Raw genomic sequence first — 18,187 nt, forward strand, 5'->3', positions numbered from 1 at the left:
CTGATAAACTCTTGTGCCTATCAAGTGCAAATGTGATTCGAACTGCAATTTAAGAAAATTGTAGCAGGAAGAAATATTATTTGATTTATTGTTACTTGAGTGTAACAGTGTTGGTTTATCCTAGAAAAATCGGTTGCCAATCAACGAATCATTAAGCGAGCACTATGAACAGTATTGATCAGATAAAAAAACGCTACGAATCGATATTAAATTCAGCCGGTGAAGGTATCTACGGATTAGATAAAGAAGGTAAAGCAACTTTTGTTAATCCTGCCGCCGCAGAAATGACTGGATGGTTAGTTGAAGATGTCATCGGTGAAAGTTTACATGAACAACACCATCATACCAAGCTGGACGGCAGTCCTTATCCGCGCCATGAGTGTCCAATTTATGCAGCGCTTAAAGATGGTGAAGTGCATAAGATTCATGATGAAATATTTTGGCGTAAAGATGGTAGCTATTTTCCAGTTTATTACACCAGTACACCCATTCTGGATGACGGAGAAATCATTGGAGCGGTGATCGTTTTTCAGGATGTCACCGAGATAAAAAAAGCTGAAGCCAATCTTAAACAGGCATTGAATGAAATTCATCAGCTTAAAGAGCGTATTCAGGCGGAAAATACCTACCTACAAGAACAAATTAGTCTAAACCATAAATTTGAAGATATTTTAGGTGATAGTGAATCATTAAAAGCAGTGCTACATCAACTTGAGCAAGTTGCGCCAACTGATACCACTGTGTTAATTCTTGGTGAAACGGGGACCGGCAAGGAGTTGTTTTCTCGTGCGTTACATAGCCTTAGTACTCGTAACAATAGACCCCTGGTGATAGTTAACTGTGCAACTTTGCCCAGTAACTTGATTGAGAGTGAATTGTTTGGTCATGAAAAAGGCAGCTTTACGGGAGCCACAACGCGGCGAATTGGCCGGTTTGAGCTTGCCGATAAAGGCACAATTTTTCTCGATGAAATTGCTGAGTTACCCCTGGAGTTACAAGCTAAGGGAGATGGAAAGAAATAATCATCCAAACGAAGTAAGCTTGTGTCTCAATAATTTATAATAATGAATTCTGAATTTATTCTCACACTAGGCAGATAAGCTTGTTGATATTAACAGATAGCATTATAGGTTGGATTATAAATACAGCCCATCGTTTAAAAGGCTCGGTACGTCGTATATTCATGGCTGAAACGGTGGAGCTACTAGGCTCAGGTGGTGCAAGTATTGCTGAAGAAAAACTAGGATGGAATAGAGGCACTATCCGAAAAGGACAATATGAACTTGAAACTCAGCCCATAGAAGATAATTTTTCAGCGAGAGGGCGTAATAAAAGTGAAGAGCATTTTCCTCATCTACTTGATGACATAAAAAAAATTGCTGAACCGGAGTGTCAAACGGATCCCTCTTTTAATTCCTGTCGATTATATACCCGGCTAACGGCTAAAGAAGTTAGAAAACGTTTACTGGAGATTGATTATTACGATGAAAAAACATTACCTTGCTCAAAAACTATCAATACAAAATTAAATGACCTGAGTTACCATCCAAAAAAGGTACAAAAAACAAAGCCTCATAAGAAAATCAAGGAAACGGATGCAATTTTTGAACAAGTTCATTCAGTCAATGGAATGGCAGATATCAACCCAAAAGAGATTCGTATATCAATTGATGCCAAAGCAAGAATGAATATAGGAAATTTTTCACGGGGAGGACGAAATCGGGTTTTAACAAAAGCAGAGGATCATGATTTAGATGTTAAGGAAAAGTTAACTCCTTTTGGTTTTTATCTGCCTGAACATGATGATTTTTTCCTTTTCTTTACAGCAGGCTATGCCAGCAGTGATTTCATCGTTGACCGATTGGAAGAAATTTGGCCAGAAATTCAAGAAAAATATGGAGTAGATATTCTGACAATTAACGCTGACAATGGTATGGAGAACAGTAGCTCCAGAACTCAGTTTATAAAAAGGCTTGTGGAGTTTGCTGAAAAAAGCAACATAAAGATAAAACTGGCCTACTACCCTCCTTATCATAGTAAATATAACCCAATTGAACGAGTATGGGGAGCCTATGAAAATCATATTAGTGGCGACATAATGGATACAGTTGAAACAACTTTAAAATTTGCCAAAAGTATGACCTACAATGGCAAAGCACCTATTGTTAAATTAACAGAAAAAATATATGAAACAGGAGTAAAGGTAGGTAAAAAAGCAATGAAGACGTATTATCAGTTTGTTGACCGAATGCCATCGTTGGAGAAATGGTTTTTGACCATTTCTCCTGGTTGTTCTGGATGATTATTTCTTTCCATCTCCCTAAGTTGTTGCGAGTGCTACAGGAAGGTGAAATTGAACGCCTAGGCGACTCAAAAACTATTAAAATAAACGTCAGAATCATTGCTGCTACTCACCGCGATTTGAAGAAAATGGTATCCGAAGGGAATTTTCGTGAAGATCTTTATTACCGGTTCAGTGTTTTTCCTTTAACTTTGCCGCCCCTACGTGAGCGTCAGCAAGATATTTCAGTTCTCGCTCAATGGTTTACCAATAAATATGCGCAAAAAATGGGTAAACCCATAACTCAAATTCCGCAAGCAGTCATCGATAATCTATTAAACTATAACTGGCCAGGTAATATCCGAGAGCTGGAGAATGTGATAGAACGTGCTGTCATTCTGTCATCTTCACATATTTTGCAAATTCCAGTGCTTAAGAAAAGAGCAGAGAATATGAAAGGCGACGACCTGCCTGTGCTTACTTTGGCGGAGATGGAAAAAGCATATATTATAAAAATTCTTGAAGCTACCGGTTGGCAAATTTCTGGCGAACAAGGGGCCGCTTCTATTCTTGAAATGCACCCTAATACTTTACGCTCTCGAATGAGTAAATTAGGTATTCGCAGAGCCAGCACTTCGGATTAACGAAATAAGGTTAATTCACTATATTTCGTAGAATATTTACTTTTATATTGATTAAAACTACTTTTTTTCTGTAAATATTCGACTAACCCATCTATACAGCAATAAATAAAAAGAGTACGGGACACATCATCCAAAACCCTGTATAAAGGTGTTCATGGAAAGTGCCTCCCAACATTCAGCAGCGTGTCCGCAACGCATAGAGACAGGAGAAATCACAAAGTCTCCCTTTGCTCAAATTGTCATTGAACTGACACAAGCAGAGTATATACAGCTTAAATGGGATGCAAACTATTGGAAAGGACAGTATCACCAGGCCAAACAGAAAAATGAAGATCTTAAGCTAGAGCTTGAATCTGCACAGGCACGCATTCGAGACTTGAAACAACGCCTATTTGGCAAAAAAACTGAAAAAGGCGTTGCCAAGAGAAATAGTTCTGGAAGACATAATCATACTGATACACCTCGGCCTCGTGGCCAGCAAAAAGGTAGCAAGGGACACGGGCGCACTCCCCGTCCTGATTTGCCGATTATTGAAGAAGAGCATGACATTGCTGCTGAAAACACGTTGTGCCTAGTTTGTACAAAACCCTACAAGCTTCTGTCACAGACAGAGGATTCAAATATTGTTGAAATAAAGGTTAACAGCTATATTCGTCGTGTCAAACGAAAGGTGACTGTTCAGGGCTGTCAATGCGAGGGAGTCACCGGATTGATTACGGCTCCTCCTGCACCACGTCTTATCCCCAAAAGTGGTATTGGCATCTCGGTATGGAGAGAAGTTCTGCTTAACAAGTTTCTGTTCTCACGAGCACTCAATAATTTGTGTACAGATTACACACATCGAGGTCTATGCATTGCCCCTGGCACACTCACGGGTGGATTACAGAAGATAGCTCCGCTATTCGAACCGCTCGTCAATGAACTGGTTAAAAAACAACTCACCGAAGATCTATTCCATAATGATGAAACCGGCTGGAAAGTGTTTGAAATCATAGAGGGAAAAACGGGCTACCGCTGGTGGTTGTGGGTCACTCAGTCCCGTTCGGTAGTCTATTACATACTGGCACCTAGCCGTAGTGGTGATATACCCATCAAGTATTTTTCCGGACTGGATAAACACCTGGAACAGGTCATTGTGGTCTGTGATCGTTATAAAGGTTACATTCGGCTGGCACGGGAAATTCCACAGATCATACTGGCTTTCTGCTGGGCACATGTCCGCCGTGACTTTCTGGATGCCGCCAGAAGCTATCCGAAACTTGAAGCATGGATGCTTGATTGGGTCGAACTCATTGCCGAACTCTATCATCTTAACAAGCAACGCCTGAAAGAGTGGGACGAAACAAAAAGCCTGGAAACCCAGAATCAAGACTTCAAGCAACACCATCAAGCCCTTGCACAGGCAAGCCAAAAGATGAAAGAGCGCTACGCGCATTTACTGGAAGCGGAGAAAGAGAACAAAAACCTAGAGCGCATTCAATGCAAGATCCTAAACAGCCTGAATAACCACTGGAAAGGATTGATGGTATTCGTACTCAATCCCCAGGTACCCATGGACAACAATACTGCTGAGCGGCGTATGCGTAATCCCGGTATGGGGCGTAAAAACTATTATGGTTCAGGGAGTCAATGGAGTGCCAGACTGGCAGCCATGATGTTTTCACTGTTTCAGACAATCCTGTTATGGGGATTGAACCCACATCACTGGCTTCACGACTATCTAGATGCCTGTGCGAATAATGGTGGGCAGCCTCCCTCAGACATCCGCCCGTTTATTCCCTGGATGATGAGCGAGTCGCGCAAACAGCAGTTGAGCAAACCCTTGCCTGAACTGACTGCGACTCCACTCGAGTCAGAACAACCCCAATCACCATGACACGGTATTGTGGACGAAACTTTAGCGAGCAGGAACTGGAACAGATGCGGAAATTGATTGCCGAGGATGCTGGGTGCACGCGTGCCGAACTTTCGCGCCTGACCTGCAGGATGCTTGATTGGTACAAGCCTGATGGGGGGCTCAAGGATATGTCATGCCGTGTTGCCATGCTGCGCATGGCAGAAGATGGACTTATCGCTCTGCCGCCACCACGGCGCAAACCACCCCCGCGACAGAAACTCAACTTTACTGAACAGACGGACCCGCAACCAGCGATCCTCCTGCCTGTTCATGAACTTCAGACATCTTGATTCAGACGAAACTAATTTGAGACCATTTCCTAATTTTTTGCGGATGAAGTCAGCTCATAAATTAAGCGCAGATCGGTTCCTGGATAATTGAGTTCCGTTTGATTGAGTTGTTCAAATAACTTTTCTATTGCTTTATTACTTGCAGGTCGGGAAGTACTATGCACACGTATCCGAAGTTGTTTTTTTACTTCATCGGGTAATATATCTGCTTCTGTCACAAACAGCGTTTGTAATAGTTGCCTTGCCATCGGAAAGTCGATTGTCGGTGAGGTTAGCAGAGCGGCCATTGCTGTTTCTGCCCGATAAGCGATCATGTTGACAGTATCTATCAGCCGCTTTTTCCCTGGCAGAAGCTGTTCGAACTTATCTTCGTCTCTCAACTCTTGCCAGGTAATGTGTTTGGGCGTTTGGCTTAGTTGTTCCTTGATGGTTTTTAGTTCATTTTCATAATGCTCTATTTCTTCGAGTAATTCTGCTCGTTTTCTTTCCCATTTCTTGTATTTCACATCTTCCGTTTCATCTTTTTTAATCACCGGATGAAGTTCCATCGCTGCAAATCGAGATAGACGGTAATTGAGTTTGGATTGTATCGAATTACGCTGTCCTTCCTGTTGGCGCCTATCAGGGTTGATCACCTTTTGGGTATCGGATAGTGGCTCTATTCCATACTCCTGTAGCATATCTAGCCCATAGTGGTGCTTCATATATCTAAAAAAGTTCTCTTGGCACCACCGGCTAAACATTCGCCCAGAAACAGCCGTCAATTCTAGTTCATAGGCTGTGGTAATAATACTGGTTTGGTGACCAGAATCAGTCAACTTGCGCACTTCTCTCATCCACATCGCCTGTTTTCCAGTTCCAACCAGACTGCCTCGTTCGGCGAGTTTCATGATGACTTTTTCACCACTCGGTAGGGTGATCTCCTGACTGGAAAAATTGTCCAGTGGCCAATTTTCGGTGGGAAATTTATGATAGGTCATGCAAGCGACACGATGCTTGTCCCACATCTTTCTAAAGAATGCGGGGCTATAGCCTTCTCTATCAAACACCAGGATAAAACGACAGGCTTGTTTGTTTTGCTGTAATGCTTGTGCACTCGGTTGATTCGGAATGTCTTTGAGTAATCGGGGGACGATATCTTCTTCCAGCGTTTTTAGTAAGCCCGGATCCACCGTTTTTTCAACGACAAAGAAGGGACGCCCCGTACCATCATTAACCCAGTAGTCGGTGATACCCCGTAAGCAGAGTTTTTCGCGTGAAACATGCCGTTTGGGAAGTTTAGTCAAGTGTCCATGATAGACACGGACATGACCATCTATGTAGAGTGTTCCTGCTGCCTCTGGTTCATTTTCCATCCATTGTCGACTGAGGTCGGCCGCCCAGCTTTCGACTGATTTTGGTTCAGCCAGTCCTTTTACTTTGGATCTTAAACAACGCACTTCGGGAGCCCGATCCAGGCCAAGTAGTTTTCCGAATTCACCCGGTGCATGCTCGCGAAGTTGTTCGGCATTTTTGATGCGACATAGCCCCATAAAGGCGAGTAGCAATAGAATATGAAAGGTTTGATAGTAACCTGTCAGTTTGCCCAGGTGGCGCTCAATGTCATTTAATAAGCCATTGCCAAGTAACGCGGGCAATGCACATAACACACCGCCTTTAGGAACATCTAAACAGGATTCGAATTCGATTGAGGCTCCCTTTTCCTGCTCACCCAAAGCAGCCTGGATTCGCTCTTCTACTCGAGTGCAGGCCGTACCAAGCACATCGGCTGCATTGGCATCTATAATATCACGGGCTGATTTGGTACTGCCATCATTGGGGTCTATTGATGCGGCAGACTTTTTTTTAAACGTCCATCACTGATCGCCTTGCGAAAGGTATCTGCCCGGATGCCTAATTCTTTAGCGGCTTCGTTAGGCGTCATACCTTGATCCAGATATTCCTGAGCTTGCTGCAAAACCTCAAGCGTAAAGAGTGGTCCTCCCTTGCGAGTCGGGCGAGGTTCAAAAAACGAATCAGCCCCTTTTTCTCGTAGTTGCCTTAATGAGCGCATAACACTACTTTTAGAGACACCAAAGGTTGTAATAATATCGATTGAACGACAGGAACCGGTATTGATGAGTTGAGAGGTGTGAAGTCTAAATAATCTCTTATTGTCAGCCTGGTGAGAATAGATCGGGATACCGCCGAGGAAATAAAACCACTCATCATTTCGGTTATCAACACTGACCTGACCATTTATAATAGTCGTACCCTGAGGAATTATTGGGAGCATGAGTTGCTGCATTAATTGAATACCTCGTATGATATGAGGGCTTAGTTTAACCTAAATGAGTACCATTTTCATTTCTTTAGCTGAAAATATCAATCATTTGACAATAATTCCCTAACCCTTTAATTATATTGCCTAGTTTAAGTTTTAATGGATTTCTTTCAGGATAGCGAATCAAGATGTCTGAACTTGCGGCCATCCAGCTTTGTCCAGTCATCACCCGTGATCATTCACGACTATGGAATGAGTACATACATCGCTACCACTACCTGGGGCACAAGCCGCTACCCGGCGCACAGCTTCGCTACTTCGTCATCCTCGACGAGCAAATTATTGCAGCGCTCGGTTTTAGTGCGGCCGCCTGGCAAACGGCACCACGTGATCAGTTTATTGGCTGGAGCCACGAACAGCGGCAAAAAAACCTGCCGTTAGTCGTGAACAATGCCCGTTTTCTGATTATGCCCTGGGTGAAATCCAAAAATCTTGCTTCCACTATTTTATCCATGATAGCTCGTCGCCTTCCTACACAATGGGAAGAGCGTTATGGCATCCGTCCGGTGTTACTGGAAACTTTTGTTGATACCGAGCGATTTGCAGGGACTTGTTACAAAGCCGCCAACTGGATCTACGTAGGTAAAACCAAAGGGCGCGGCAAGTTGGGACCTGCTGGTAAACAAAGCGTACCCATCAAAGACTTATGGCTTTATCCGCTGTGTCGTCAGTTTAGAAGCCACCTAACTCGCTGATTCTAGGTAGTATGTGTTGGTCGAATATTTACCGGATTTATAATGCAAGTTATTGAGTACTTAATACTTTCAAAAAAACTTAGCTTCACCCATAGGTTAAGTGGGTGTTTTTTTGAAGGGGGAGTAGGCTTTAGCCTACAGGTGTAACATTCGAATGACACCGGTAGGCTAAAGCCAACTCCCCTCCAAATGTCCCATCTTAAGTGCGTAGCCGATTTTTTAGGCTAAAGGATATTTTATACTTCGTCCGGTCACGGATGCGTTGTAATAGCAAGTTGATTTTATATTGCCCTGACAACTTATTTTTCCTAACCCATCTTTCGATTTCAGTGACAACAACTCATTTAAAAACAATTAGATACGCACAATCTGGCCTTGGTGTTGGCACTACAGATTTTTTTATTTTGAATTAAAGCTAAATCAATGTTTTTTTAACACCTCCTGGCTGCGCTGAAATTTCCAGTGCTTTATAAATAACGGATTGTCGCGGCTCTGCATTCGTCGCTTTCCTTAGATGAATGGTTTTTCCATCTTCCCGCCGTAAAATAACGGTAATGCGTTGCTGGTTTTCCATTGTCCGCCGAATCGTCTGCCAGCTATCATTAATATGTTCAGCTTTGAGTTGATAACGAAGCGTCTGGACGAGATGATAGGCAATGAGAGTGATAAAGATATGCCCATTAACCCGTTCTTCTTTTCGATGGTAGATAGGGCGTAGCCCGAGTTCACTTTTCAGACTGCGAAAAACACTTTCTAGATCGGTTAGCAGGGTGTAGGTGCGCCAGAGCGTTTCTTCATTCCAGTCGGTCAGGTTGGTGCGTAAGCAATAGACACCGGGGTGGGTTGCCTGCGAGTTGGCTTTTTCCACACGCTTCCAGCTGATTGAGTTGGCCTTGTCTCCTTCATCATCAGGTACGACCGTTACTTCATAGTGCTGTGCTGCACGCGCGTATTTTTCCTTTATGCGTCCCAGCCGTTCTAACACTTTTGTATAATTTTTTGTGGTTCCTTTTTTGCTCAATCCAGCATGCAGGCTGTTGAGTGCGGTTTCATATTTTTCTGAAAAACTATCCTGCATGGCTTGTTCTTTCTTTTCCCTGAGTTGCGAGTGACAGTACAGTTCAATTTCTCCGGTCTCTTCTACAGTCACTTTTTGAACTTTTACGCGTTGCCCCGGAATATCTTTGATCAGAGTTGCCTTTTCTTCATCGAAATCCCGCTTGCGTTTGCGTGAGACAACAATATAGTGAAAGCCATGCTCAATGAAGATACTGGATGTTTTCTTCACTGGCAATGCCTGCATCAAGTATCACAGTGGATCCTGTTCGCCCTTCCAGTCCTTCAAGTATGGTTTGCAGGGTTTGTGGTTCACTTGCATTACCTGGGAAGATCTGGCTTTTACGTGGAAAGCCACTGCCATCAAGCACCAGCCCTAATGTAACCAGGGGACAGTCACTGCGCTTTTCCTTGGAGCGGCCTCTTTGGGCAGCTGGGTTTGTTTTGGCTTCGCCTTCAAAGAAGGTATTTGTCAGATCATAAAGCGTGATAGTTTCACTGAAGCTGAACAGATCCCGTTCTTGCTGATATAAATGGGTTTCAATGGCTTCCCGGTGTTTCCATAATTGGTCGGATACCTGATACAGACGATCCAGCCCCATGTCTTCGAAGTCATAGTCGATTAACTCACCGAGGCCGCTGGTTGTCTGCAGCCAGCCGTGTGTGGCTAATTCACTTGCAGGACAGGCCATGCGAGCAATGATAGTACCGAGGGAGGCGGCAAGCTGGTGCTGGTTAAATCCCAGAGATTTCAATTTATCATCCAGGGTTAACTGCCTTACAGCGTGCAACGCTATTTGCTCGACTCCCACACGGCGCGGTCGTACAAGCTCTAAACTGCCGATATCAACGGTCTCAAAGTGAACGCTATCGTCAAGGGTTGTACTTCGGGATGTGATGATTTGAGTGGCGTAATATTGTGCCCGTGTTTCGAGTGATTCCTCTAGGTCAATAGTGAGCCAGTCAGTCTGTGCTGTCAGTAATTGATCAATACGACTTGATAATGACTTCCACTGGGACTTGGGCACATCGAAGAAACGACCCAGATTAAGCAGGGTACGTTGCTTGACCTTGCCATCAATTCGCTCGGACTCAACTAGCCGAAACGTTTTGTAGGTCTCGCCAGTTGCCTTGGTTCGGGTCGTTGTGCATCGGATATACATACTTGAATTTTTCCATAAAAATCAAGTGAATGCAACTACTTTTGTTATGTTATGGCACTACGCTTTGCTTGGAAATGCAAATGTTTGTAATGATTAGGTTTTTATTTTTTTATCCTATGAAAATAGACCTGTTAGTGGTTTTTGAGCGAAAAACGACTGAACATGGGCTAATGACTTCTATCTTTCGTTTTCCTATCTAGCTCATTAAATCGTCAATCAATATTACCAGGTATTGTTCGGAATTTGAGGTTAAAATAAGTTCAAATTTTTAAGCATTTATAATTGATAAAAAATCTTACCGAAGTTAAAGAAAAATGCATATTCTACTTGTTGACGACCACACTTTATTTAGAGAAGCATTACTCCACGTTCTAAATCAATTAGATGATCAGGTTGTTGTGCTGGAAGCAGCTAATGTTCTGGAAGCGACACAATTTATTGCTCACTCCCGCAATCTAGACTTGGTGTTACTGGATATTGACTTGCCAGGCGTAGACGGGTTGACTGCCTTGCCAGGCCTACGAGAACTGGCGCCAACAGTGCCTATCGTTGTACTATCAGGTTCGGAAAATGCTTTAGATGTAAAGCGTGCCTTAGAGCAGGGTTCTGTTGGTTATATTCCTAAGTCGTGTACGAGCCATGAAATGTTGACGGCCTTAAATATCATATTACAGGGTGACATATTCGTGCCACCAAAATTGTTGATTAAAATTGAGAAGGAAACATTGCTCGTTCAGGAACAAGATGAAAAAAATGCGCCACAAAGCCCTTTAACCGCTCGGCAAATTGATGTGCTAGTATTGATGGCTCAAGGGCTCCCCAATAAATCCATTGCCAAGACATTGAATTTGGCTGAAGGGACTGTGAAACTGCATGTCGCTGCTATCATGCGGGCGTTGGGCGCTCGTAACCGCACCCATGCGGTAACAGAAGCAACACGACTAGGTTTAGTGCCTGCAAGCACGTAACCCAGTGAAAATAGTTTGAGTGATTGTCTGCTTAATCCTAGAAAACGTGAGCAGCTGATTTACCTAGGTATATTACTTACTGAGCAGATAATGTACGATACTGCGCAATTTTGCCGGTTGTACAGGTTTGTGCAATAGCGGGTAACCACTGGCATCGGCTTCCTGTAGCCGTTCGGGCCCCGTATCTCCAGTAATGATCAATACAGGTAAGGGCGATCCAATACTACTTTGAATTTTTTTAGCAACCTCGATACCGGATACACTATCGGGTAAGCGATAGTCAATAATTAATAATTTCAACTTGTGTGCAGTATTTTTAAGTTTATAGAAAGCATCTGCGGGTGAATTAGCGGTGATAACTTCAAACCCCCAGTGAGTTAACAGCCCATACATCCCTTCCAGTACCGCGCTATCATCGTCTAGCACCATTACCTGAGATCCTTTCATCAAATGAGTAGTGGAGTAATCTCTCGTTTTTTTAACTGATTCAACGAGTATGATAGAGGCAACAGGCAGTGTGATAGAGAAACAACTGCCCTTACCAGGCTCTGAGCTTACCGTGATTTGATGGCCTAATAGTCTGGTTAAGCGTTTTACTATTGCTAACCCTAATCCTAGGCCCTGGCGTCGATCCCGTGCAGGATTACCTAATTGGTGAAATTCTATAAAAATATCTTCCAGTTGATCTTTGGGAATACCAATCCCATTGTCGAATACCTGGATCTGCACAGTTTCACCGCGTGGGCGAGCTGCAACCAAAACTCGGCCGTTCTGCGTATAGCGCAGGGCGTTGCCAATCAGATTACGCAACATTCGTTCTAGCATGGCAGGGTCGCTACTTACGATTGCGCTGGGTGGACGAATGCGTAATTGGTTGTGGTTTTCACGTGCAATTGAAATAAAGTCAGATTCAAGGCGAGATAAAAGTTCTTTTAAAGAAAAGCACTCGATATTGGGTTTAACAACTCCAGCATCCAGCTTAGAGACATCAAGTAATGCATTTAGCATGGAATTGATTGCAGTGATCGAGTCATTTACCTGTATGATTAATGCACCCGTTTCTGGGCTCTGAACGCGATCTGAAAGTTCGGCAAAAAATAGACCTAAGGCATGAATAGGCTGGCGTAAATCATGGCTAGCTGCAGCGAGAAAGCGAGTCTTTGCGGCGTTAGCTTGTTCGGCGGTTTTGCGCGCCTCTTCCAGTGCGCGCTCGCGTTTTATTAGATCGCTGATGTCTGTATAAGTTATTACCCTGCCATTGTGTTGTAATTTGGTTTGTCGTATTTCAAAAACTCGACCATCCTGTGTACGATACTCTGTACCGGTATTAGCCTTAGCTTTTAGCGGAGGATCTGCAGCGTTCAGGATGAATTTCAGGTCAATATTGCTTGCAACTTTACTACCTACAGCGCCGAGCAGGTTGGTAAATTTCTTATTCCACATGCGTAGTTTGTCATCACTGTCAGACATGCTAATACCCTGTGCCATGTTTTCCAGAGCCGTTTCTAGCATTAACGATTTTTCCTCGCTCTCCCGGCGTAGATCGACATTTTCAAAATTTAGCATTAATGCATGGTTGAGTATGCGTGTCAGTTTGATACTTCCATTTGAACCGATAATAACCAAGAGGCTGAAGAGTAGGCTAATAGCGATATTGAAACTACTCGCATGGATTAATAGCAGGGTAATTGAAGTGCCAGCAATGGGAATTATTATAGCGAGTACGGCTGGTAAATAACAAAACCATGACAATATGGCCCCCATTGATACGACCACGGCATAAAGGGTCATTATGAGCACATTAACCGGTTGTGCTGGCTGCAAAAACCAAATTTCAGCGATCCCCCAAGATAAGCCGGCACAGAGAGAACCTATCATCAAGATCCACTTAAATTTAGCAACATTCTCGCTCAGGATCGCTTTATGCGTGTAATAAAACTGCATGGACATCCAGCGTAGAAAATTGATAGCTGTTACCATCGAAAACCAGATTAAAAGCAAGCGATGTGATGCATCGTCCCAAAGCATGAAAACCAGAATAATTGAGATTGGCAGAATGGAAAAAAACATGTATTCGCCTTGCTTGGTTGCTGACCATAGCCGCTCTACTTCAATTTCTTTATGATATGTTTTCTCAATGGCGTTCATCTTATGATCCTCTTATCAATTCACATCTGATTAAGTACCCTAAGCTCGTAATCTGGATTCGGTCGATAGAATTAATATTAGAATACTGACAGCTTTATATTAAGAATTTGATCATCAATTGACAATCAGGTTAATGACCTATATCTTTTTATATAGGACCTCGTTCTATTACGTTTCTTATGGGGCTTATCGTTATAGTTACTTAGCCAAAATAGATCAAACGAGATACTAACTCTACTTGTCAAATAAGCTAAACAGCCATAATAAAACGATTACCTATATATAAAGGCGTATGGCGCTTGGCATATAGCTAAAAATAATCAAATGCAGCATAATCAGTACCGAATTTAATGTAAATATTATTTTCTTGTTTTAGGATTAAGATAAGGTGCTTATCAGCACCCAGTAGCTAATGTTAGTAATATAGCGAACACAAATTTTCGGGAGCAGGACACAAATTCAGGACTGACAGGGCTAAATTATGCTCTTTCCCTAAACATATACTTCGTGTGACCGCGGGAAGTATATGTCATTACCTTGTTAGTCGTGGTAAGGGCTGCTGTAATCGCGTAATAAATTTGATATTGGTTTTTACTTAAAATCAAAACCTTTGACAAATAACATAGTTTTATTTAAGCTGGCTGATAAGATGGATTAAAGGAACCTAAAGAAAAATGGTGAATGGTGATGACTAAAGAGTACAGTATATATTTAGTTTAACCGTTGTTTCATTTATTATTAGGCAGCATTTCAGGATAAAGGGCGGAATAGATAATTCAACAATATTGTAGAGTAGTTTTTTGTTGATTTTACCTATATTTTAAACACTTACTGGAAAGCAGACATGAATAAGTTAACTTTTATACTAGGTGTTCTTTTGGGAATGGGTATCTTTTCTCAAACCACACTATCAGCAGAAACACCTATTACTTCACCTGACGGACTGGAAAGAGTCACGCAAGAACTCGTTGCGCCTCCTTTTTTACCTGAACATACACAAATTGCTATTGGTGATCCTAAAGTCGTCAAAATTAGAATGGTGGTGCAAGAAAAGGAAATGGAGATTGAGCCCGGCTTAACAGTGCATGTTATGGCATTTAACGGCTCTATTCCTGGGCCTCTCGTGGTGGTTCATCAATACGATTATGTTGAATTAACACTGGTTAACCCAATCACCAACACCATGACCCATAATATCGATTTTCATGCGGCAACGGGTGCTTTAGGTGGAGGCGCATTAACTAAAGTTACCCCAGGGCAAGAAGTCGTTTTAAGGTTTCAAGCGATTAAAAAAGGGATTTTTATCTATCATTGCGCACCAGGCGGAGTAATGATCCCATTGCATGTCGCAATGGGTCTCAGTGGGGCAATTATGGTATTGCCACGAGATGGATTAAGAGATGATAAGGGAGATGGAAAGAAATAATCATCCAGAACAACCAGGAGAAATGGTCAAAAACCATTTCTCCAACGATGGCATTCGGTCAACAAACTGATAATACGTCTTCATTGCTTTTTTACCTACCTTTACTCCTGTTTCATATATTTTTTCTGTTAATTTAACAATAGGTGCTTTGCCATTGTAGGTCATACTTTTGGCAAATTTTAAAGTTGTTTCAACTGTATCCATTATGTCGCCACTAATATGATTTTCATAGGCTCCCCATACTCGTTCAATTGGGTTATATTTACTATGATAAGGAGGGTAGTAGGCCAGTTTTATCTTTATGTTGCTTTTTTCAGCAAACTCCACAAGCCTTTTTATAAACTGAGTTCTGGAGCTACTGTTCTCCATACCATTGTCAGCGTTAATTGTCAGAATATCTACTCCATATTTTTCTTGAATTTCTGGCCAAATTTCTTCCAATCGGTCAACGATGAAATCACTGCTGGCATAGCCTGCTGTAAAGAAAAGGAAAAAATCATCATGTTCAGGCAGATAAAAACCAAAAGGAGTTAACTTTTCCTTAACATCTAAATCATGATCCTCTGCTTTTGTTAAAACCCGATTTCGTCCTCCCCGTGAAAAATTTCCTATATTCATTCTTGCTTTGGCATCAATTGATATACGAATCTCTTTTGGGTTGATATCTGCCATTCCATTGACTGAATGAACTTGTTCAAAAATTGCATCCGTTTCCTTGATTTTCTTATGAGGCTTTGTTTTTTGTACCTTTTTTGGATGGTAACTCAGGTCATTTAATTTTGTATTGATAGTTTTTGAGCAAGGTAATGTTTTTTCATCGTAATAATCAATCTCCAGTAAACGTTTTCTAACTTCTTTAGCCGTTAGCCGGGTATATAATCGACAGGAATTAAAAGAGGGATCCGTTTGACACTTCGCCTATAATATTTATTTGGATAGCTTTTTTATCGAGACTGGAAAGTACTGATTCCTTGTGTCGCTGTCGCTAACGAGAGGGACAAAGCGATATTATAGTCACGATAAATAACTTTAAATATAGAATAGTCAAAGATAAGGTCTGTTACTAATGCGCTATAAAACCTATGTAATAATATTTCTTACTGTGCTTGTTGGTGGCACATTAATTACCGGCTTTAATATCGCTGTCGACAAAATTGATAATTTAGAGTTTTGTATTTCTTGTCATTATGTCAGGGCCACTCTTTATCCGGAGTATAAACAATCAACGCATTATAAAAATCGCTCTGGTGTCCGTGCTGAGTGTGATGACTGTCATGTGCCAAAGCCGTTTATACCTCTGGTATTGTCTAAAATCAATGCAAGTAAGCATATCTACCATCATCTCATTGGCAGTATTGATACGCTGGAAAAATTTGAGGCTAAGCGCCTGACATTGGCTAAACGAGAGTGGCAGAGAATGAAGGAAACGGATTCGCGTGAATGTCGTTCCTGTCATAATGAGAAAGCCATGGATTTTTCCCTACAAAAGCTTCGAGCCCGAGAATTACACCGGGATGCAGAAGAAAATAATGAAACCTGTATAGATTGCCATAAAGGCATCACCCATAAGCAAGTACATAAAGAGCTAGAGCAAGAAGAGAAAGAGGAAGAAGACTTCATGTTATAAAGCTTTAAGTTTATTATCATACCTAAATCCTGCAAGCCCATATTTTGACTCTCATTAACCTGTCTAGCTAAGTGGTTATTAGGTTTTTACTGCCGCTTTGCCAGCCCTCTTTGTCCAACCGATCAAAATATCCAGATTTAAATCATAAATAGAGGAAATTTTTTGTATCGTATGGATATCCCCCGAGCCCAAGGCAATAAACACCCTGCCAACGTGCCATGACCTTTTAATCAAAGTGACTTAACTTCGGTTAATGTTAAGCGAGTAACCCCACCTTAACCCAATCATCCCATTCCTGTGGATAGAGCGGATCTGCAGGTGTTCTGACTCTCAGCTGATTATTGCCTGTGAGTAATTTTCCAGCCACCCGAATCAGATAAGTACGAAGTGTATCCGGCTCCCATTGGCACAACGTTTTGTTGCCACTCAATTGAGCCATCCAGCGCACGGTATTGTAGGCAAGAACGGCGCAATGAAATAATGCGGCATTAGCCAGAAATTGATTCGTTCTGATTTTACCTAAACCCATTTGTGATTTTGCTTCTTCAATCCATGTTTCGCACGTCGCTCGTTCACCATACTTCTTATGTGTTTGCCAAGGCGATAGAGGTTCAGTTGTTACATAACAAAAATAGTCATATTCTGCCGTATCCCAAAGCTCGGACTGAGGTCCTGTCACTTGTTTAGGTTGCTTTATCCTGACCGCGACAAACTGACGAGAGCGAGACCAGCCACCACAACGATATTGAAACTCGCTCTGCTCCCAACCGGGTCGGCCTTGTATGGCTGTCCAGGCCTGTTTGGCCAGCAATGCGTTCAAATTCTTAAGTTTAACCTTTATTAGATACCCATGCCCTCTGGTATCGAGAAATTCAAGCAAATCACCGACAAAATAACCACTGTCACCGCGAAAAATAATGCGCATCCGATTGGGCAAGTGTGCAAGTAACTGTTTGGTAAATTCTACAACACCATTGCTTGTAAAGGCATTGCCTGTCCGGAACCAGGCTTGTAAAATTTCTTTTGTTTCCGCTAGAAAAGCGAGTTGTGGATGGTATGAACGGGCACCTTTCTTTTTGGGGTTGAAGCCTTTGGCACTTCCTTCTTGTCGACCACAAACGGTGTCCACAGTTGAATCGACATCGACCCACTGGACGGATTGTATGCCAGTTTTCGATTTTCCGGAACGAAGCAATCGCCGCCAGTGTTGACCACGCAAAGTATGCGTGAGCGTTTCAAACTGGCTTATCTGCCTATCACTTACTTCTTTAAAGATCCGTAAAATTGTGGTTTCAACAGGAATCTTTATCCAGCCAGCTACTTTGCGCAGTACGCTATCTGCCCATACGGTCGTCACCTTTGCCATTGATGTTGCTCCCCCCATCATGCCAACCAACGTCAATAGAACCACATCAGATAAGTGATGGTCTGCATTTTCACCCCGCCGATGTGGAACGCTTTGTTTTACGGTTTTTTCAAAACCTATCCTGTCTAAATATTTCACGACGGGAATCAGTCCCGCCTGGCTTGTCAATCCATGTGCTGTAGATGTCATTTTTACCGTTCGGGTACGGTTTCTTACGTGAGATGAGGATTTTGATACTTTAGAGGGCTTCATTAAAACAATGAGATAGTGAAATCAGGGAAATGATATTATATCATTGTTTAA

The 18,187-nt window shown here is 42.3% G+C and carries 15 protein-coding genes and 1 pseudogene; 9 read left to right on the forward strand and 7 right to left on the reverse strand.

The features are described from left to right. Positions 1 to 164 precede the first annotated feature (164 nt). The 5 genes from ACQY3F_RS02720 to ACQY3F_RS02740 all read left to right on the forward strand — a co-directional run bounded on the left by ACQY3F_RS02720 (position 165) and on the right by ACQY3F_RS02740 (position 5,112). The gene (locus ACQY3F_RS02720; RefSeq protein WP_428353359.1) at positions 165 to 1,022 is read left to right on the forward strand and encodes a sigma 54-interacting transcriptional regulator; all 858 of its coding nucleotides are present in this window, start codon (positions 165 to 167) and stop codon (positions 1,020 to 1,022) included. A gap of 83 nt (positions 1,023 to 1,105) precedes the next feature. Beyond that, positions 1,106 to 2,302 (forward strand): ISAzo13 family transposase, encoded by a 1,197-nt coding sequence (locus tag ACQY3F_RS02725; protein WP_428352931.1) that lies wholly within the window; start codon positions 1,106 to 1,108, stop codon positions 2,300 to 2,302. Beyond that, complete coding sequence (locus ACQY3F_RS02730; protein ID WP_428353360.1) at positions 2,299 to 2,925, forward strand: sigma 54-interacting transcriptional regulator; 627 nt, start codon at positions 2,299 to 2,301, stop codon at positions 2,923 to 2,925. The genes ACQY3F_RS02725 and ACQY3F_RS02730 overlap by 4 nt, the downstream gene beginning before the upstream one ends. 154 nt (positions 2,926 to 3,079) lie before the next feature. Next, positions 3,080 to 4,801, forward strand: a complete 1,722-nt coding sequence (gene tnpC / locus ACQY3F_RS02735) for an IS66 family transposase (RefSeq protein ID WP_428353361.1) — start codon at positions 3,080 to 3,082, stop codon at positions 4,799 to 4,801. Next, positions 4,798 to 5,112, forward strand: coding sequence for a hypothetical protein (locus ACQY3F_RS02740; protein WP_428353362.1), 315 nt, complete (start codon positions 4,798 to 4,800; stop codon positions 5,110 to 5,112). Before tnpC ends, ACQY3F_RS02740 begins: the two co-directional genes overlap by 4 nt. 29 nt (positions 5,113 to 5,141) lie before the next feature. Here ACQY3F_RS02740 and ACQY3F_RS02745 read toward each other — a convergent pair whose 3' ends face one another. Then, positions 5,142 to 6,875 (reverse strand): putative transposase, encoded by a 1,734-nt coding sequence (locus ACQY3F_RS02745; RefSeq protein ID WP_428353363.1) that lies wholly within the window; start codon positions 6,873 to 6,875, stop codon positions 5,142 to 5,144. A gap of 59 nt (positions 6,876 to 6,934) precedes the next feature. Further along, on the reverse strand, positions 6,935 to 7,399 hold the full coding sequence (locus ACQY3F_RS02750) for a hypothetical protein (protein ID WP_428353027.1): 465 nt from the start codon (positions 7,397 to 7,399) through the stop codon (positions 6,935 to 6,937). Between the two features lie 164 nt (positions 7,400 to 7,563). Between ACQY3F_RS02750 and ACQY3F_RS02755 the strand changes: the two genes are divergently transcribed. Further along, positions 7,564 to 8,130: a Druantia anti-phage system protein DruA gene (locus ACQY3F_RS02755; protein ID WP_428353364.1), complete on the forward strand. Its 567-nt coding sequence runs from the start codon at positions 7,564 to 7,566 to the stop codon at positions 8,128 to 8,130. A 415-nt stretch (positions 8,131 to 8,545) separates the two neighbouring features. Here ACQY3F_RS02755 and ACQY3F_RS02760 read toward each other — a convergent pair whose 3' ends face one another. Next, positions 8,546 to 9,418, reverse strand: coding sequence for an IS1634 family transposase (locus ACQY3F_RS02760; RefSeq protein ID WP_428353365.1), 873 nt, complete (start codon positions 9,416 to 9,418; stop codon positions 8,546 to 8,548). Further along, a complete protein-coding gene (locus ACQY3F_RS02765) occupies positions 9,390 to 10,349 on the reverse strand; it encodes an IS1634 family transposase (protein WP_428353366.1) in 960 nt (319 codons plus the stop codon). The genes ACQY3F_RS02760 and ACQY3F_RS02765 overlap by 29 nt, the downstream gene beginning before the upstream one ends. A gap of 314 nt (positions 10,350 to 10,663) precedes the next feature. Here ACQY3F_RS02765 and ACQY3F_RS02770 point away from each other — a divergent pair, with 314 nt between their 5' ends. Next, complete coding sequence (locus tag ACQY3F_RS02770; RefSeq protein WP_428353367.1) at positions 10,664 to 11,317, forward strand: response regulator; 654 nt, start codon at positions 10,664 to 10,666, stop codon at positions 11,315 to 11,317. A gap of 72 nt (positions 11,318 to 11,389) precedes the next feature. On the opposite strand, the gene ACQY3F_RS02775 is transcribed toward ACQY3F_RS02770, so the two are convergent. Next, positions 11,390 to 13,465: an ATP-binding protein gene (locus ACQY3F_RS02775; protein ID WP_428353368.1), complete on the reverse strand. Its 2,076-nt coding sequence runs from the start codon at positions 13,463 to 13,465 to the stop codon at positions 11,390 to 11,392. 844 nt (positions 13,466 to 14,309) lie between these two features. Here ACQY3F_RS02775 and ACQY3F_RS02780 point away from each other — a divergent pair. After that, positions 14,310 to 14,891, forward strand: coding sequence for a multicopper oxidase domain-containing protein (locus ACQY3F_RS02780; protein ID WP_428353369.1), 582 nt, complete (start codon positions 14,310 to 14,312; stop codon positions 14,889 to 14,891). Here ACQY3F_RS02780 and ACQY3F_RS02785 read toward each other — a convergent pair. Continuing rightward, positions 14,892 to 15,788 (reverse strand): annotated as a pseudogene (locus tag ACQY3F_RS02785) (ISAzo13-like element transposase-related protein); the annotation flags it as partial. Between the two features lie 169 nt (positions 15,789 to 15,957). On the opposite strand from ACQY3F_RS02785, the gene ACQY3F_RS02790 reads away from it, so the two are divergent. Next, positions 15,958 to 16,518: a NapC/NirT family cytochrome c gene (locus ACQY3F_RS02790; protein WP_428353370.1), complete on the forward strand. Its 561-nt coding sequence runs from the start codon at positions 15,958 to 15,960 to the stop codon at positions 16,516 to 16,518. Positions 16,519 to 16,774: 256 nt separating this feature from the next. On the opposite strand, the gene ACQY3F_RS02795 is transcribed toward ACQY3F_RS02790, so the two are convergent. Further along, on the reverse strand, positions 16,775 to 18,136 hold the full coding sequence (locus ACQY3F_RS02795) for an IS1380 family transposase (RefSeq protein WP_428352972.1): 1,362 nt from the start codon (positions 18,134 to 18,136) through the stop codon (positions 16,775 to 16,777). Positions 18,137 to 18,187: the final 51 nt, after the last annotated feature.

The organism is Methyloprofundus sp., from assembly GCF_965251085.1.
Classification (GTDB): domain Bacteria; phylum Pseudomonadota; class Gammaproteobacteria; order Methylococcales; family Methylomonadaceae; genus Methyloprofundus.

Bases quoted from the DNA above. Each gene is read 5' to 3' on its own strand.
- ACQY3F_RS02765 (WP_428353366.1), bottom strand. From the start codon at position 10,349: ATGTATATCCGATGCACAACGACCCGAACCAAGGCAACTGGCGAGACC.
- ACQY3F_RS02770 (WP_428353367.1), top strand. From the start codon at position 10,664: ATGCATATTCTACTTGTTGACGACCACACTTTATTTAGAGAAGCATTA.
- ACQY3F_RS02790 (WP_428353370.1), top strand. From the start codon at position 15,958: ATGCGCTATAAAACCTATGTAATAATATTTCTTACTGTGCTTGTTGGT.
- ACQY3F_RS02740 (WP_428353362.1), top strand. From the start codon at position 4,798: ATGACACGGTATTGTGGACGAAACTTTAGCGAGCAGGAACTGGAACAG.
- ACQY3F_RS02750 (WP_428353027.1), bottom strand. From the start codon at position 7,399: ATGCAGCAACTCATGCTCCCAATAATTCCTCAGGGTACGACTATTATA.
- ACQY3F_RS02755 (WP_428353364.1), top strand. From the start codon at position 7,564: ATGTCTGAACTTGCGGCCATCCAGCTTTGTCCAGTCATCACCCGTGAT.
- tnpC (WP_428353361.1), top strand. From the start codon at position 3,080: ATGGAAAGTGCCTCCCAACATTCAGCAGCGTGTCCGCAACGCATAGAG.
- ACQY3F_RS02720 (WP_428353359.1), top strand. From the start codon at position 165: ATGAACAGTATTGATCAGATAAAAAAACGCTACGAATCGATATTAAAT.
- ACQY3F_RS02775 (WP_428353368.1), bottom strand. From the start codon at position 13,465: ATGAACGCCATTGAGAAAACATATCATAAAGAAATTGAAGTAGAGCGG.
- ACQY3F_RS02780 (WP_428353369.1), top strand. From the start codon at position 14,310: ATGAATAAGTTAACTTTTATACTAGGTGTTCTTTTGGGAATGGGTATC.
- ACQY3F_RS02795 (WP_428352972.1), bottom strand. From the start codon at position 18,136: ATGAAGCCCTCTAAAGTATCAAAATCCTCATCTCACGTAAGAAACCGT.
- ACQY3F_RS02730 (WP_428353360.1), top strand. From the start codon at position 2,299: ATGATTATTTCTTTCCATCTCCCTAAGTTGTTGCGAGTGCTACAGGAA.